The organism is Mycobacterium sp. NGS51, from assembly GCF_059812525.1.
The window spans coordinates 133,605-149,009 of the sequence record NZ_JCALCV010000003.1; the positions used below are offsets into that span (position 1 = coordinate 133,605).

Annotated in this window: 17 protein-coding genes; 10 read left to right on the forward strand and 7 right to left on the reverse strand. The window is 63.8% G+C overall.

Going from position 1 to position 15,405, the window contains the following annotated elements:
- Window positions 1-95 precede the first annotated feature (95 nt).
- Together AC5Y5W_RS04955 and AC5Y5W_RS04960 are read left to right on the forward strand one after the other, a co-directional pair.
- Window positions 96-374, forward strand: coding sequence for a type II toxin-antitoxin system Phd/YefM family antitoxin (locus AC5Y5W_RS04955; protein ID WP_500008960.1), 279 nt, complete (start codon window positions 96-98; stop codon window positions 372-374).
- Window positions 371-781, forward strand: a complete 411-nt coding sequence (locus tag AC5Y5W_RS04960; protein WP_500008961.1) for a type II toxin-antitoxin system VapC family toxin — start codon at window positions 371-373, stop codon at window positions 779-781. The genes AC5Y5W_RS04955 and AC5Y5W_RS04960 overlap by 4 nt, the downstream gene beginning before the upstream one ends.
- Window positions 782-919: 138 nt before the next feature.
- Here the strand turns inward: AC5Y5W_RS04960 and AC5Y5W_RS04965 are convergent, their stop codons facing one another.
- Window positions 920-2,128 (reverse strand): Fic family protein, encoded by a 1,209-nt coding sequence (locus AC5Y5W_RS04965; RefSeq protein WP_500008962.1) that lies wholly within the window; start codon window positions 2,126-2,128, stop codon window positions 920-922.
- Window positions 2,129-2,938: 810 nt separating this feature from the next.
- Window positions 2,939-4,063 (reverse strand): glycoside hydrolase 5 family protein, encoded by a 1,125-nt coding sequence (locus AC5Y5W_RS04970; RefSeq protein ID WP_500008963.1) that lies wholly within the window; start codon window positions 4,061-4,063, stop codon window positions 2,939-2,941.
- Window positions 4,064-4,306: 243 nt separating this feature from the next.
- On the opposite strand from AC5Y5W_RS04970, the gene AC5Y5W_RS04975 reads away from it, so the two are divergent.
- Both AC5Y5W_RS04975 and AC5Y5W_RS04980 read left to right on the forward strand, forming a co-directional pair.
- Window positions 4,307-4,519 (forward strand): helix-turn-helix transcriptional regulator, encoded by a 213-nt coding sequence (locus tag AC5Y5W_RS04975; RefSeq protein WP_499898070.1) that lies wholly within the window; start codon window positions 4,307-4,309, stop codon window positions 4,517-4,519.
- Window positions 4,516-5,742, forward strand: coding sequence for a type II toxin-antitoxin system HipA family toxin (locus AC5Y5W_RS04980; RefSeq protein WP_500008964.1), 1,227 nt, complete (start codon window positions 4,516-4,518; stop codon window positions 5,740-5,742). The genes AC5Y5W_RS04975 and AC5Y5W_RS04980 overlap by 4 nt, the downstream gene beginning before the upstream one ends.
- Before the next feature lie 24 nt (window positions 5,743-5,766).
- On the opposite strand, the gene AC5Y5W_RS04985 is transcribed toward AC5Y5W_RS04980, so the two are convergent.
- Complete coding sequence (locus tag AC5Y5W_RS04985) at window positions 5,767-6,153, reverse strand: DUF2237 family protein (protein WP_500008965.1); 387 nt, start codon at window positions 6,151-6,153, stop codon at window positions 5,767-5,769.
- Between the two features lie 6 nt (window positions 6,154-6,159).
- On the reverse strand, window positions 6,160-7,128 hold the full coding sequence (locus AC5Y5W_RS04990; RefSeq protein WP_500008966.1) for an aldo/keto reductase: 969 nt from the start codon (window positions 7,126-7,128) through the stop codon (window positions 6,160-6,162).
- A 123-nt stretch (window positions 7,129-7,251) separates the two neighbouring features.
- Between AC5Y5W_RS04990 and AC5Y5W_RS04995 the strand changes: the two genes are divergently transcribed.
- From AC5Y5W_RS04995 to AC5Y5W_RS05005, 3 genes are read left to right on the forward strand one after another with little or no spacing between them, the layout of a single operon-like run.
- A complete protein-coding gene (locus AC5Y5W_RS04995) occupies window positions 7,252-8,013 on the forward strand; it encodes an SDR family oxidoreductase (protein WP_500009100.1) in 762 nt (253 codons plus the stop codon).
- Between the two features lie 26 nt (window positions 8,014-8,039).
- A complete protein-coding gene (locus AC5Y5W_RS05000; RefSeq protein WP_500008967.1) occupies window positions 8,040-8,771 on the forward strand; it encodes a DUF2652 domain-containing protein in 732 nt (243 codons plus the stop codon).
- A 10-nt stretch (window positions 8,772-8,781) separates the two neighbouring features.
- Window positions 8,782-9,216, forward strand: a complete 435-nt coding sequence (locus AC5Y5W_RS05005; RefSeq protein ID WP_500008968.1) for an SRPBCC family protein — start codon at window positions 8,782-8,784, stop codon at window positions 9,214-9,216.
- Between the two features lie 20 nt (window positions 9,217-9,236).
- Here AC5Y5W_RS05005 and AC5Y5W_RS05010 read toward each other — a convergent pair whose 3' ends face one another.
- Window positions 9,237-9,629 (reverse strand): type II toxin-antitoxin system VapC family toxin, encoded by a 393-nt coding sequence (locus AC5Y5W_RS05010; protein WP_500008969.1) that lies wholly within the window; start codon window positions 9,627-9,629, stop codon window positions 9,237-9,239.
- Window positions 9,626-9,871 carry a type II toxin-antitoxin system Phd/YefM family antitoxin gene (locus AC5Y5W_RS05015; RefSeq protein ID WP_500008970.1) on the reverse strand — a complete coding sequence of 82 codons (246 nt, stop codon included), beginning with the start codon at window positions 9,869-9,871 and terminating at the stop codon, window positions 9,626-9,628. The genes AC5Y5W_RS05010 and AC5Y5W_RS05015 overlap by 4 nt, the downstream gene beginning before the upstream one ends.
- A gap of 86 nt (window positions 9,872-9,957) precedes the next feature.
- Between AC5Y5W_RS05015 and AC5Y5W_RS05020 the strand changes: the two genes are divergently transcribed.
- The 3 genes from AC5Y5W_RS05020 (at window position 9,958) to AC5Y5W_RS05030 (ending at window position 13,784) form a co-directional block, all read left to right on the forward strand.
- Entirely contained in the window at window positions 9,958-11,145 is a 1,188-nt protein-coding gene (locus tag AC5Y5W_RS05020; protein ID WP_500008971.1) for an acyl-CoA dehydrogenase family protein, read from the forward strand.
- 44 nt (window positions 11,146-11,189) lie between these two features.
- Entirely contained in the window at window positions 11,190-12,974 is a 1,785-nt protein-coding gene (ngg, locus tag AC5Y5W_RS05025) for an N-acetylglutaminylglutamine synthetase (protein ID WP_500008972.1), read from the forward strand.
- 120 nt (window positions 12,975-13,094) lie between these two features.
- On the forward strand, window positions 13,095-13,784 hold the full coding sequence (locus AC5Y5W_RS05030; protein WP_500008973.1) for a sensor domain-containing protein: 690 nt from the start codon (window positions 13,095-13,097) through the stop codon (window positions 13,782-13,784).
- A gap of 9 nt (window positions 13,785-13,793) precedes the next feature.
- On the opposite strand, the gene AC5Y5W_RS05035 is transcribed toward AC5Y5W_RS05030, so the two are convergent.
- The gene (locus tag AC5Y5W_RS05035) at window positions 13,794-15,386 is read right to left on the reverse strand and encodes a Na+/H+ antiporter (protein WP_500009101.1); all 1,593 of its coding nucleotides are present in this window, start codon (window positions 15,384-15,386) and stop codon (window positions 13,794-13,796) included.
- Between the last annotated feature and the right edge of the window lie 19 nt (window positions 15,387-15,405).

Below are 15,405 nucleotides of genomic sequence, written 5' to 3' on the forward strand. Positions count from 1 at the left end.
CCGAGGAATACCAGGGCATGCCTTCCGTTTCGGCGCTATCGCCCGCGACCGGTCGCATGCTAGCTAGGTAGCACATTGCGTGCTACGGTCAGGTTATGGAGGCGATCGGGGTCCGAGAACTGCGACAGCACGCGTCGCGATACCTCGCCCGGGTCGAGGCTGGTGAGGAACTCGGCGTCACCAATAACGGCCGATTGGTGGCCCGACTTGTTCCTGTGCAAGCCGCCGCGCGTTCTCGTGAGGCTCTGATTGAATCAGGCGCTCTAGTTCGGGCTCGTCGTCCACAGAACCTCCTTGACGTCACGGCCGCACCGGCGCGAGACCGCAAGCGCAATCTGTCCGATGTTCTCGACGAGATGCGCGAGGAGCAGTGATCTATCTGGACACCTCGGCGTTGACCAAGTTGCTTGTCGCCGAGCCTGAGACGTCCGAACTGCAGATATGGCTTACCGCGCAAAGCGGCCACGGGGAGTATGCGGCGACGAGCTCGATCGGCCGGGTCGAGTTGATGAGAGTAGTTGCCCGATATGGGGAACCGGGCCAAGCCGAGCGTGCACGTTACCTACTCGATGGCCTCGATATGCTCCCCCTCACCGACCCGGTGATTGCTCTGGCAGAAACCATCGGCCCGACCACTTTGCGCTCGCTCGACGCAATTCATCTCGCGGCTGCAGCCCAGATCAAGCGGGAATTAACAGCTTTCGTCACATACGACCACCGCTTGTTGAACGGATGCCGCGACGTTGGGCTCGCGACGGTGTCACCCGGCGCATCCCATTGAGTAGCCCGATGGCAGCTGCGACTGGCTGGCGCGTGGCAACAAGGGGAGCCCATGGTTGTGCAGCATCTGTCGGGAGCGTTCCACTCGACGTGAGCCAATCGCATCGCTGTTGCTGTACAGCTGCGGGCCTTCGTAAACCTAGGCCGGGGGTGTGCGCCGGCCGGCGCGTACGGCGAATGCGTCGAGTGCGCCGAGAACCTCAGGTGCGCGCCAGACGCGGTTGCGTGCGCGGTCGCTGAACTCGACGATGATTCCTGTTTCTGTAAGGGGATCGACGTATCGACGTGCGTTTCCGGTGGAGATGCCCAGTTCACGCTGAAGCAGTCGCGCATTGATTACCGGGTGTTTGATCACCAGATCCGCGACACGGTGAATTGCAGAGTCGCGGCGTGCGCTGATCTTTGAATCCCAGCCGTGACGGATCGACCGAAGATCGTCGACCAGTTGACGGCCGTTCGCGACCGCCAATACAGAGGCGGCGGAGAGCTTTTCGACTATCGGGGCAGGGTCGCCTTCTCGGTAGGAGTCGAGCGCATCGAAATAGACGTCGGTGTTGGTCAACAGTCCCGCCGAGACAGGAACGGTGATCTGTCGCGCCAGACGCTTATTGCGGAGCATCGCCTGGATCAGCGCGCGTCCTGCGCGCCCGTTGCCATCCGGGAAGGGGTGGATTGTTTGGAACTGTGCGTGTGCGACCGCGATGTGCGGGAGCGTTGGGATGTCGCTACGGCGGGTGAAGGCGAGCAGGTCTTGGATCGCGGCGGGAATCCGGTCATGATGGGGCGCCACAAAGTCAGCGCCACGCGGCCCGAAGGTGCCACCGCCGATCCACACCTGCTCGGTTCGCCACTTGCCGGCCATGTCCGGATGGCTGGCGCGCATCAGCGCTGCGTGCATGGCCAGGATCGCGTCCTCGTCGATTTGATCCGCCAAAGCGATTGCAGCTTTCATCGCCTCGGTATTGCTCACGATCAATGCTGCGTTGCGGCGACTGGTATCGCCTAGTGTCTCGGCTTCGGCGATGGCTCGTGCCGAGGCGGTTAGGTTCTCGATGTTGGAGCTTGCCGCCGACTCCGTTCTAAGCAGTACTGAGGAGAAAGGGGCGATCTCGTTGCCGAGTTCGGCGTCGAACCGGGCGATTTCATGGCTTGCCTCGTCGGCATCGGCGAGGACGGCCGCTGGCAACGCGATTTCTAAATCGGCAATGACGGCGGGTATAGCGGCTTCGTAGTTTCCGGCCTGCCGCTGGGCCGCCCGCAGATCGGCCAGGCCATAGCCTGCCTCAGCTGGCGTCGGCCAAGTGAGCGTTTCGTATTCGACAGCGGTGCTGGCACTAACTGATGCCATCCAACGAGGATAGCATCACTTAACTGCCTATATGATGTTATCGGCGCGGCATGGCATCACATTTGTATGCATGGCTGACGGATGCGGACTTGGTCGATGACGACGACGTCTGTGACCCGTCAGGAGTTTTCTGGCGCCACCACGCACGCCGGAGGTGGCGGCTCACTGAGTGCTCGATTGACAACATTGTGTGCGCGGTCCTTGCAGGCTTGAAAGGTCTTCTCGTGACTGATTCCGCCGCAGGAGAATTCGAACCCATGCTCCACGTCGCACAGTTCGCTAGGTGCTCCATCGACGGCGCGACGGGCGACGCTGACCCCCAGCGACGCACGTTCGACTGCCCCATAGGTGATCAGTTCGTGTGCTACGTCGGCGACAGTTTCAGCTGGTATAGCGAAGCCGATCCCTTCGGCGCTTGACCGGCGCTTGCCGCCTAACCCCCGTACGTGGGGCCCTGCACGCCGTCGCGGTATGTGGTGCACTGCTTCCCGGTGCAACACGTCTCGATGAGAGTGGGGGCAGCGCCCCAATGGGGTTGTACCTCCTGCGACGTATAGTCGCCGCCGGAACCCCTGCAGTTACTTTCGATATCCGTTTGCGCATGGGCAAGCGGTGCGGTGAGCATCACCGCACCCGCGATTGCAAAAGTGGCCACGGGCATGGCGCTGAATACGCGACGTTTCATGTTCTCTCCATAGCTTCGCCTAGTTAGCGAGGTCATTCGCTCAAGCCGTCAGCCGTGCGGTATTGACGTCGCCAGTTTAGCGGCTCTGCGCTCGACCTAAGCTGCGAACGGTGGAGTCCGTCGCGTTACAGGTTGCTCAGTTTGTTGATTGTTTGGATTTCACTGTCCCGGAAGGGCCGTGCATCAGGTTGGACCAGGTCGTGAAACCAGACTTTCGGAACCGTCTTGTATGGGTGATCCCAGGAATCCCACGGGAAGTACGTCTGGGTCTTCCCGGCAAACAAACCCCAATTGAGTGCACCTACGTTGTAGCGCTTAGCGATTGGCAAAACGCCCTCGACGGTGCTGCCGAGTGACCGGGCCAGGTACTCGGTGCAGAGGATCGGCCGGCCCAGCGGGGAAAGTTCGGCGATCCTGGCCTCAAAGCCGGTCGGCTTGTCATAGCAGTGGAATGTGACCACGTCGGAGTTGTCCAGCTGAATGTTGACGATTTCGCTGCGGCGCTGCGGATCTCCCCACTCTCCGTCCCACACGCCGCTGGTGAGCGGCTGGCTTGGATCAACCGATCGTGCCCATCCGAATGCCAGGGAGAGCAGATCGGCGACCCGCTCCTGCTTGTCTTTCCGCTCGACGTTGCGATACACCCGCGCGGGGTTGTCGGGCTCATTCCACAGGTCCCAGCCCAGCACGCGATCATCGGTGCGGAACTGGTTGAGCACTCCGGTGACGTAGTCGCGCAGAGTCCGGCGGTAATCGAGGTCATCGAGGTGTTCAGCGCCCGGGCTTTGCACCCAGCCAGAGTTGTGCACGCCAGGCCTCGGCGCGCGCTGCCGACCCGGTTTGGGGAAGGGATCCCAGCAGGAGTCGAAGAAGACAAAGAGTGGCTTGATGCGTCGACGCGCCGTAATGTCCACAAACTGCGCCAGACGTCGTTGGAAGCCTCGGGCGTCCTGGGCCCACAGCTGATCGTGCAGGAAGACCCGGACCGTGTTGAGCCCGTGCGACTGAGCCCAACCCAGCTCGGTATCGATGCGCCGCGGGTCGAAGGTGTCGGCCTGAAACATCTCGAGCTGGTTGATCGCATTGGAGGTGATGTAGTTGGCGCCGACGCGCCACCCTTGTGCTTGATACCAGTGGTTGGCTCGGTCGAGCGACCACGGAGTTGTCTCTGCGGCGGCGCGGGGCATCCGGGTCAGCGTCGGGCCTGCCGCCATCAGCAGCGGCAGCTTCAACACCGTTCGACGCCTCACAAAGTGACCATAGTTGGCCGCGTGATGTGGGCTGGCTGTGTTGGTTGATTCGGAAACGCTTTGCGCTGCTGGCGTACCGGGTCCTCAACGTGCGCTAACAACGCGACTCTTAAGCGTGGAACTGCAAGCATAAGCACTTGACAGCGGTGCATCTGCCTATGCATGCTGTTTATGCATGTGTTTTCAAGCATAAGGAACGAAGTGGCTGGACCTCGCCGAACACATCCGCGTTCTGAGGCGACTATGCCTGAAATTTCACGCATAGGCCGAGCGTTGGCGGAGCGCCGGATCGCGTTACGACTCACCCAACAGACGCTGGCCGACCTCGCGGGCGTGTCCCGTTCCAGTGTCCAGGCGTTGGAGCGGGGGAGCGGCTCGATCAAGTTCGGCTCGGTCGTCGATATTGCCGACGTCCTAGGGATGCATGTCGACGTCGGCGTAGCGGCCAATCGATGACACCAACACGGCTTGACCTACGCGAGATTGCCGACGCCGACGTTTATATCGGTGACGATCTCGTTGCTCACCTGGTACGCGGGCAGCACGACACGGTCGGCTTCGACTACGTTACCGATTACCGCGTTGCCGACGCGAGCGTGCGTGACCGGTCGGTGTCATGGTCACTCCTGCGCACGAGCCGGTACCCCCTTGTCACCACAGGTGGCGCGGTTCCAGCGTTTTTCGCGGGGCTCCTTCCTGAAGGGGTCCGGCTGGGTGTGGTGACGTCATCGACAAAGACCTCGGCGGATGATCACCTCACACTTCTGTTGGCGATCGGCGCCGACACGGTCGGCAATGTACAGGTGGTGCCCTCCGGTGCTGATCGGGTTCGACCGTTGCCGATGTTCGACCCTGAGCACGACACCAACTTTCATGCCGTGTTCGAAAAATTGGTCGGTTCGGTTGATGCAGATCCTGTCGGAATGGCGGGAGTCCAGCCCAAGGTGAGTGCTGCGATGATGTCGACGCCGACGCTGACTCGCTCCGGCCCAGCGATCCTCAAGCTCAATCCCACGCAATATCCGTTGTTGGTTGAGAATGAGCACTTTTTTATGCTGATGGCCGCTGCATCTGGATTGCGAGTCGCCGCAACATCTTTGCTGCACGATGCTGACGGGCGCAGTGCGTTGTTGGTGAGACGATTCGACCGCGATGGAACGACGCGCGTCGCTCAGGAAGATGCCTGCCAGGTCGCCGATGTCTACCCGGCCTCCAAGTACCGAATCAAGGCCGAGGCCGCTATCGGCACACTTGCGGAAGCATGTGCGCGCGGCGGCGGCTCCAAGCCGGCGGCAGCCCTGGAATTGCTGAAAACCGTTGTATTTTCCTGGGTTATCGGCAATGGCGACCTGCATGGCAAAAATCTGTCGATCTACGACCCCGACGGTGTGTGGCAACCAACGCCTGCCTATGACCTGCTGTGCACCCAGCCCTACATGCGATGGCGTGATCCCATGGCGCTGAGCCTATATGGGCGTGCGAATCGGCTTACCCGTCCGCACTTCGTTGAAGCTGGCGAACGCCTCGGTGTGCGAGCACGCGCCACGACGCGGATGATCGATTCAATCATCGACGCCGCGCAGGAGTGGCCTGATCGATGCGGCGACATCGGATTCGACGATCGCCAAACCGAGCTCCTTGCACAAATGCTGTCCAAAAGAATCGGCAGCCTCAAATAGGCCGCTGGCTCAGTATCGACACGCCTACAAGTCACCCAGGTCGTCGGGCACATCGACGGCATACTTGCGGAGCACCTCCAGCGGGACCATGTCCAGTGTGCGTTCGTGGCTAGCGGCGAGCACCACCGGCGCCGCGTAGCCGTCCTGGTGGGCTCGAAGCCAGTTCAGCGCGGTGACACACCATCGGTCACCGGCAAGGAGCCCTGGGAACCGGTACTCAGGTCGCGGTGTCAGCAGGTCATTGCCGACGGAGCGTTGGTGCTTGAGGAACTCGGCGGTCACGACCGCGCAGATGGTGTGGGCGCCGATGTCCTCTGGCCCAGTCGAACAACAGCCGTCGCGGTAGAAGCCAGTGACGGGGTCGGTACCGCACGGTTCCAACGGGCCGCCCAGCACGTTGCGATCAGGCATCGACTCTCAGCGCCCGAGCTTTTCGCGGACCGTATCGGTGAGAAAGCGCCTCGCCGATACCGGCCGGAACGAGCGGGCCGCGTCGGTCAGCGCGTCCCGGGAATCCACCGGAAGTTCGATACCGGCGGCGGCCACGTTGAACTCGAGTTGCTCGACACTGGACGCGCCGGGAATGGCGACGACGCCCGGCAGGCTGATCAGCCAAGCCAGCGCCACCTGGGCCGGCTGGGCGTCGACGTCCGCGGCGACGGCACGCAACGTCTGCAGCAGCGGCTCCACGCGGCGCAGATTCTCGGTGCCGAACAGCCGATTGACCGCGCGAACACCACCCGGCCGGTTGTCGACGCCGTACTTGCCGCCCAGCAGCCCCTGCGCCAGCGGACTGTAGGCGATGATGACCCGGTTCTCGCGCTCGGCGAACGGCACCAGATTGTCGAGCGGGCGCGGATATGCCAACGAGAAGTGCACCTGGTTGCTGATGACAGGTCGGCCGAGCGCAGCATCAGCCTGCTGCCATCGCGCTAGCGAATAGTTGGAGACACCGGCCGCGCCGATGTCGCCGCTGTCGAGCAAGTCACGCATCCCGGGCATGATCACCGAATCCGGCACCACCGGGTTGGGCTGATGGATCTGGTACAGCGGGATGCGCGTCAACTGCAACCGCCGGGCACTGGCGCGCTCACGCTGCTTGACCACCGCCGGGAACGGTGCGACCGGCATGATCTTGCTGGCCACTGCGACCTCGGCGCGTTTGTCGCCGAGCGCTTCGCCGAGGATGCGCTCGCTTTTGCCGAACCCGTAGACCTCGGCGGTGTCGAACAGCGTGACCCCCAGGTCAAGTGCGCGCTGCACGATCTCATGGGCGGCCCCGGACGCGTACTGGTCGCCGTAACCCCACTCGCGTGAGCCGAACTGCCAGGTGCCCAGGCCGATCCGACTGACCCGGCCGATTCCGTCGACGTCCAGATACTTCATGCGCCCCACGGTACTGGGCTGACCTACTCCGCCCAACGCAATACCGAGTTCTTCGGGACCGGTGGCAGATACGCTGTGCCTGCATCAAGGTCGTTACAAGAAAGGGCGAATATGTCAAGGACAGTGGTGATCGGCGCATCGAGCGGTCTCGGGCGCTGCATTGGTGTCGGTCTCGCGCAGCGCGGCAACCACGTCGCACTGCTCGCCCGGCGTCGTGAGCGTCTCGAGGCTGCCGCGAAGGCCGCCGGGCCGGACGCGATCGCCATCGAATGCGATGTCGCCGACGAGGCGTCCTGCCGTTCGGCCATCAACGATGCCGCCGACGCGCTGGGCGGCATCGACAACCTCATCTACACCCCGGCTGTGGGGCCGCTGGTGCGCATGGTCGATACCGACGCCGAAACCTGGCGGCGCGTCTTCGACACCAATGTCATCGGCGCGGCGCTGGCGACGGCGACCGCGGTGCCACACTTGACGGCCTCCGCAGGCAAAGCGATCTATCTGTCCTCTGATGCAGGCACTTTCGGCCCACCCTGGCCCGGCCTCGGCGCGTATGGCGTCAGCAAGGCCGCGCTAGAACGACTCGTCGACGCCTGGCGAGCCGAACATCCAGACATCGGCTTCACCACGTTGATCGTGGGAGAGTGCGCGGGCGGCGAGGGCGACTCGCAAACGGGAATGAACATCGGCTGGGATCTTGAGCTCGCCACGCAGGCCGTTCCGCTTTGGGTGTCGCGCGGTTGCATGCCCGGCAAGTTGATGCCCGTCGAAGATCTCATCGACGTCGTGCACACGATCCTGCGCGCCGACGCGTCGACATCGATGCCGGTCGTGGTTGCCAGAGGCGCGCCCGCCGGGGCCGCAGCGTTTCCGGGCGCCGGTTAGCCGCAACCGCGTAGACTGCCAATCTCATGGCCATTCGGCGCGCAGTTCTCCTCATTGCCGATATCAGCGGGTACACGAACTACATGAATTGGAACCGGCTGCATCTGGTTCACGCGCAGTTCACGGTAGCCACGCTGCTGGAGGCGGTCATCGACGCCGCCAAAGGCCTGAAGCTGGCGAAGCTGGAGGGCGACGCCGCGTTCTTCTGGGCACCAGATGGTGACGCCAAAATGCTGGTCTGCGAACGGCTGACGCGGATGCGCCAATCGTTTTTCGCCAGGCGCGACAAGATCAAACGCGACCACAGCTGCGAGTGTGCGAGCTGCTCGCAGCTGGACAACCTGTCGCTGAAGTTCGTCGCCCATGAGGGCGAGGTCGCAGAGCAAAAAGTGAAGCGCCACGCCGAGCTCGCCGGGCTTGACGTCATCCTGGTGCATCGCATGCTGAAAAACCAAGTGCCAGTGGCGGAATACGTACTGATGACCGACGTGGTGGCACAGCGTCTCGACGAGCAGTTCCGCCAACTTTGCCTGCCGCTGATTCACGACTTCGAGGGCATCGGACAAACGTCCACCCACTACATCGACTTGGCCGCATCCGGTGCGCCAGTGGCGGTGGCCGAGCGCAGCACTTCCAGCCGGCTGGGAGCGAAGCTGAAGTTGGAGTTGAGCGCGCTGCCGTTCATGTTGGGCATCAAGGAAGCCTGTGCGGACTTCCGTAATCTGGGCCGCGGCTCTGCGAACATGCCGAAAGTTTGAAGGAGGTCTTATGGCCGAACTACGCATCGAGCGCGCGATCGCGGCGCCTCCGGAACGGGTCTTCGACTGGTTGGCCGACCCGGCCAGTTTGACCGCCGCCCCGCCAGTCCTGCGGGCGAAGTGGGAGAAGGGCTCGTCGGGACCTGCCGAGGGGGCGGTACGACGGGTGATCGGGTTGGGAACTTGGTTCCGCGAAGAGATCACCGCCTACGACCGGCCGCGAAGCTACTCATATCTCATCCTCCGCTCCGTCCCACCGTTCGATCACGAGGGCGGCACACTGACGTTCACCCCGGAGGGCGGCGGCACCAAGGTCGTCTGGCTGACCCGCTACAGCCATCCGGCTTACGTGGGCGGCAAGTTGTTGGAGCCGGTCAGCAGTCGGCTGCTGCAGTCGAGCTTCTCGGCGATTCTCGCTGGTTGCGCCAAAGCACTCGAGGGATAGCGACGTCAGGCGCGTCGGTGTTAAGCGGCGATGACCGTGACGTCGTAGGCAGATAACTGGTCGTCCGCGGTGACGATTGCCAGGTCGAGTAGCTGCGCTTGGGCGACGAGGACACGGTCGAACGGATCCCTATGGTGGTCGGGAAGCTCCGCGGTCCTCAGGACGTGGGCGTGGTCGACGGGCAGCGGTGAAGTTCCCGAACGGCGAAGGCGGTCAGGCACATAGGATGCCGGCGCTTCGGGCAACGGCAGCTTGCCCAGCCGATATTTGATCGCGATTTCCCATGCGCTGGCGGCAGAGAAAAAAATACTATTACGGCCGTCCCCAACGACTGCGCGAGTTTCGTCGCGCAGGCGGTCAGGGTCTGACTGCATCCAGAGCCAAACGTGTGTGTCGACGAGGAAGCGTTTCATCGCTGGAAGCTGTCGAGAACATCATTGGCCAACGGTGCGTCGAAATCGTCGGGCACGGTATAGACGCCCTCGTCTATGCCCAAACGACGGGTCTCCCGAGGGCGAAACGGCACAAGCTTTGCCACCGGCTCACCCGCGCGGGCAATCTCGATCTCCTGTCCGCTGTCGACGAGCCGCAACAGCTCGGACATGCGGGTTTTCGCCTCGTGAACGCCGACCCTGATAGAAGTGGACTTAGTCATAGACTTAGTCTACCTCTGGGCGCGCGAGGATGCTGGCGCACGTTTGGTCGGCTCGGACAATCGAAATCGGTGATAGGAAAGCAACCATGACATCGACAGCCGATATAAGCGGTCAGGTCGTGGCGTTGGCCCAAGGGATGCGCGACCTCGTTCGTGCCGAGGCGGCCGAATCAGAGCGGAACCGCACCCTGACCGCCCCGATCGTCGACGAGATGTGGGCCAGCGGCCTGATGTCGGCTTTTGGACCAATCGCGGCCGGTGGTGTCGAACCGTCGTTTGCCGAGATGATCGAGACGTGGATCGAAATGGCTTGGCAGGACGGCTCGTTCGGCTGGGTCGGCATCGCGAACCTGCCGTCGACGTTCGCGGCCGCCGCATATCTCCCCGACGACGGTTTTGCCGAGGTGTTCACCGCTCACGACAACCGGGTCACGATGGGTGGCCAGTTTTTCCCCAATGGGCAGGGTGTCGCCGTCGACGGCGGTTACCGGTTGAGCGGCTCGTGGAATTTCGGCTCGGGCATTGGCCATTCCCAATACATCGCGGCGGGCTTCTTCCCGATGGACAACGGCGAAATGCGCTGGGTCAGCGACGGTATCCCCGACATGCAGGTGGCTGTCATTCCGCGCGAACACATCACGTTCAATGACGGCTGGCATGTGCAAGGGCTCAAGGGAACTGGATCCTATGACTACAGCGCGCAGGACGTGTTCGTGCCGCACAGCCGAACCTTTCCGTTGTTTCGCCGTGAGCCGTACCGAGGTTCCTCGCCGGCCACCCGGATGGGGCTGATGTCGGTGACCGCTGCCGGTCACGCGTCGTGGGCACTCGGGGTGGCCAAGAGCATGCTCGACGACGTCACCGAATTGGCGGCTACGAAATACCGGATGAGCGACATGGGGGAGTCGTTGGCCAGTCGCCCCACCTTCCAGAAGGGTCTTGCCCACCATGTCGCGGCTTGGCGCGCGGCGCGGCTATTGGTAGTTGATGCGTTCAGCACCGCCGAGGCTGCCGTCGCTTCCGGTGAAGACCTGACGGCGGCCCGGCGGGCCGACATGCGGGTAGCCGCCGTGTACGCCACCGATACGGCCCGAGGCTGCGCGGAGTGGGCCCATCTGGTCGCCGGAACCACCGCGATCCGTGAGGGCAGCCGCCTGGAACGCGCTTTTCGTGATATCTACACCGGAACTCAGCACGCTTTCATCAGCGAAAAGGTGGCCATCGATGCGGCGCAGATCTGGCTCGGCATCATCGAGGACCAGTTCGGTCTCTGAGCAGCCGTGATAGACGACCTGGGAAGTGGGTAAACAACCTGACCATGCAGGCTTCCGACGACCATCCCGAGGCGATCACGCTTGGCCTGCACGACGCCGCGCCGTCCCATTTGATGGACAACATGGCCGAGAACGTCGAGCTCGAATTAGGTTGGGGCCGACTCATATTCGGTCAGACCTTCGCCGATTTGGGCAAGCTGACCGAGGCACTGCGATGGGAAGGGCCGGGGCGGCGCGACATTTGCATCTACCCGCGTGAGCCACACGTGGTGGTCGCCGGGTCGCCGAGCGAGTTCTTCATCGATCCCAGCCACACCTATCGACTGCGCTTCAAGGACTCTGATCCCGAAGACATGGCTTCGTCGCCGACCGGTCTGACGGTCCGCACGCTGAAGGAGTCCGACGACGCCGATGCGATGAACCGGGTTTATGTGCGCTGCGGAATGGTCCCGGCGCCAGTCGACACGATCTGGAACAACCATCGGCACGCTCCGGCGGTGATTTACCTGATTGCGGTGCGTGACGAGGACGGCGCGGTGGTGGGCACCGTGACCGGTGTCGACCACGAGTTGTTGTTCTCCGATCCCGAGCGGGGGTCCAGCATATGGGCCCTGGCGGTGGATCCGGCTGCCGCGCTGCCCGGCGTCGGCGCAGCGCTGACCCAGGCGATGGCTGAGCGCTTCCGCAGCGAGGGCCGTGCCTACCTGGACCTGTCCGTCGCGCACGACAACGCCGCGGCCATCGCCCTTTACGAGAAACTGGGTTTTCGTCGCATCCCGGTGATGGCGATCAAGCGGAAGAACGCGATCAACGAGCCGCTGTTCACGCCGTCGCCCGAAACGATCGACGACCTCAATCCATATGCGCGGATCATCGCCGACGAGGCGCTGCGCCGCGGAATCCGGGTGGAGATCCTGGACGCGGAGGTCGGCGAGATGCGGCTCACTCACGGTGGCCGCAGCGTGATCACCCGCGAGTCGCTGTCCGAATTCACCTCGGCGGTGGCCATGTGCCGGTGCGACGACAAGCGGTTGACCCGGCGCCTTGTCTCGCAGGCGGGCATCACGGTGCCGCGCGGCCGCTTGGCCACCTTCGACGACGCCGACTACGCCTTCCTGACCGAAGTCCACGAGGTCGTCGTCAAACCCACCCGCGGAGAGCAGGGCAAGGGCATTACGGTCGGTATCACGGTCGACGACGGTCCCGACGAGCTTGCCGCCGCGTTGACCCGGGCGCGCGAGCAACATCCCGACGTGCTCATCGAGGAGCGCGTGGCCGGCGACGACCTGCGGTTGGTGGTCATCGACGGCAAAGTGGTAGCCGCCGCGCTGCGACAGCCCGCCGAGGTGATCGGCACGGGCGACCACAACGTGCGGGACTTGATCCAAGCCGAGAGCCGGCGGCGCGCCCAGGCCAGCGACGGCGAGGCCAGCATCCCGCTCGACGACGTCACCGAGGCCACGGTCGCCGACGCCGGTTGGGCGCTGGATGATGTGCTGCCCGAAGGCACTCGGCTACCGGTTCGTCGCACCGCCAACGTGCATCAGGGCGGCACCATCCACGACGTCACCGCAAAGGTGCATCCGGAACTCTGTCGGGTAGCTGTCGCTGCAGCCGAGGCGATCGGCATCCCGGTGACGGGCATCGACCTCGTCGTCCCCGACGTCACCGGCGACGACTATGTCTTCATCGAAGCCAACGAGCGGCCAGGGCTGGCCAACCACGAGCCACAGCCGACCGCCGCGGCGTTTGTCGACTTTCTTTTTCCAGGTCAGCCGGCCCCGCCGCAGGCCTGGACGCCGGAAGAGTCGCAACCTGACCGTGACTGACACCGCGGTTCGGCCTCCGCCCGGCTCCCCGCAAATGGCGTTAGGCTGACGACACGCGAGTTCTGACCGGCAACGCAGGAGGACGACCGCGACGCGGTGACCGGGAATGGGGAAGAGCAGATGCGTCATCTGACGGCCGCATTCGTCGTAGTGGGCCTTTGCCTTCTCACCGCCGGGTGCGGCGGCGGCGACCACGGCGACGCCAAATCGACGACAACCACCACCACATCGCGCATTCCGCGTCCCGTCGTCGAGCGCGAACTGGGCGCCTTGCTGCTCACCCCCGAGCAAATCAACCCCGTGATGGGGGCGACCGAAATGAAAATCACCAGAAAACACGACACAATGTCCGACGACAGCGCGATCATGGAGCCCCGGGAGTGCTTGGCCGTCGACAGCTCGGCGCAGGCCCAGGTCTACGCCGACAGCGGCTTCACCGCGATGCTCGATCAGGCATTCAACGACGGCGACAACTTCACCCACTATGCCGAGCAGGCGGTGGTGTTGTTCCCGATCGCCAAACAAGCCAACGCCTTCTTCGCCGCCTCCGCCAAGCAGTGGCCGGAGTGCCACCAATACCGCCACATCCAGTCCGGGACGAAATGGACTGCCGGGCCGATATCCAACGCCAACGGCGTCCTGAGCCTGATCGCCAGCCAGCAGGATCCGAGGGCCGGCGGCTGGGCGTGCGGGCGGGCGCTGGCGGTTCGAAACAATGTCATTGTCGACGTCAACACCTGCAGCCCCGACCCGAAGAACACGGCTGTCGACATCGCCAACCAGATCGCCGCCCGAGTTCCGAACCAGTAAGGCTGTCGATCAGTCGGTGTCGGCCGGATCGAGCAGCCGTACTTCCTCGAGGTCCATCGCCGACTGCAACTCGCGCAGGACGATGTCGTCGATCCGGTTTTGATCCCGAAGATCGGTGACGGCCCGGCGCTTGTGCTCGAGCACCCCGAGACGCACCCGTCGTATCAGGTCGTTCTGCTCGGCTGCGCCACTGGTGGCCGGGTCGTCGGCGCTGGCCATGACGAGCGCGGCACTGTCTTCATATTCCGCCTGCAGGCGGTCCAGTAGTTCACCGCCGATGCCGATCTCATCGGCGACCACGGGTAACGCTTCGATCGCCGCCTCGGCGCTGCGAGAGCGGGCCAGTTGCAATTCCTCAGCGTGCGTAGTGTCTTTGGGCATTCGCGCCCAGCGAACCACGAGGGGCAGCGTGCTGCCCTGGACCAGGACGGTCACCAGAATCACCACGGACACCACGAAGATGATCAGGTTGCGGTCCGGGAATGCGGCGCCGCTGTGCGTGGTCAGTGGAACGGCCAGCGCCGCGGCAAGCGACACCGCGCCACGAAATCCCGCCCAGCTGGACACCACGCGCTGACGCCAACCGGTCCGACGGGCGCGCTGCACCGCACGCCGGTCGACGGTTCGGATTAACGCAGTGGTGGCTTCGACCCAGACAATTCGGGTGGCAATCACGACGCCGGTGACGGCGAGCGCCAGTAACGCCGCGTGGCCCAGTCCGGCACCGACATTGACGATGCCATGCACCGCGCCCGGGATTTGAACGCCGACGAACACCCACAGCGAACCGTTGATCAAGAACGTCGCAATATCCCAAAACGCGAACGACTGCAGACGCGAGCGGGCCCGGATCACCCGCGGCCCAACATAAGTGAGGACCAAGGCGGCCACCAGGACAGCGACCACACCGCTAGAGTGCATCGTTTCGGCGAGTAGGAACGCCGCGAACGGCGTCAGCACACTCAGCGCGCCTTCCTCGAGCGGTGCGTCGATTCTGCGGCGCAGCAAGGTCACCGCCGCGCCGACCGCCAGCCCGGCGGCGATACCGCCCAGGTATGAGCCGGCAAAACGGCCGACCAGGGCAGCCGGACCGATCGCGGGGCTGCCGGTCGCGACGGCAACGGTCACGGCGAACAGCACCAGCGCAGTTCCGTCGTTGATGATGCTTTCGGCGCGCAGCACAGTCAGGGGGCGACGCGGCAGGTGCTTCGCCAGCCCGGCCACGGCCGCGGCATCCGTCGGCGAGAGCACGGCACCGAGCACCGCCGCGGCGTGCGACTCCATCCCGAGCGCTCGCGCCGTCCACGACACCGCCACCGCGGTGGCAATCACCAGGCCAACACTGAACAAGACGATCACGCGCAGGTTCGCCCGGATCTCGCGAAAGCTGGTGTTCATGCTCTCCCAGTAGAGGATCGCCGGCAGGAACAACAGCAGCACGATCTCCCCGTCGAGGCGGGTCTCGCCGAACCGAGGGATCAGGCCCAGCAGAGCGCCGAGCAGGATGAGCAATACCGGCGGTCCAACGCGATAGCGCTTGCCCAGAACCGTTCCCACCACCACGGTGGCGACAAGCGCAACGACGACGACAAGTCCGAACACCAGGACATCTTCCGGCACG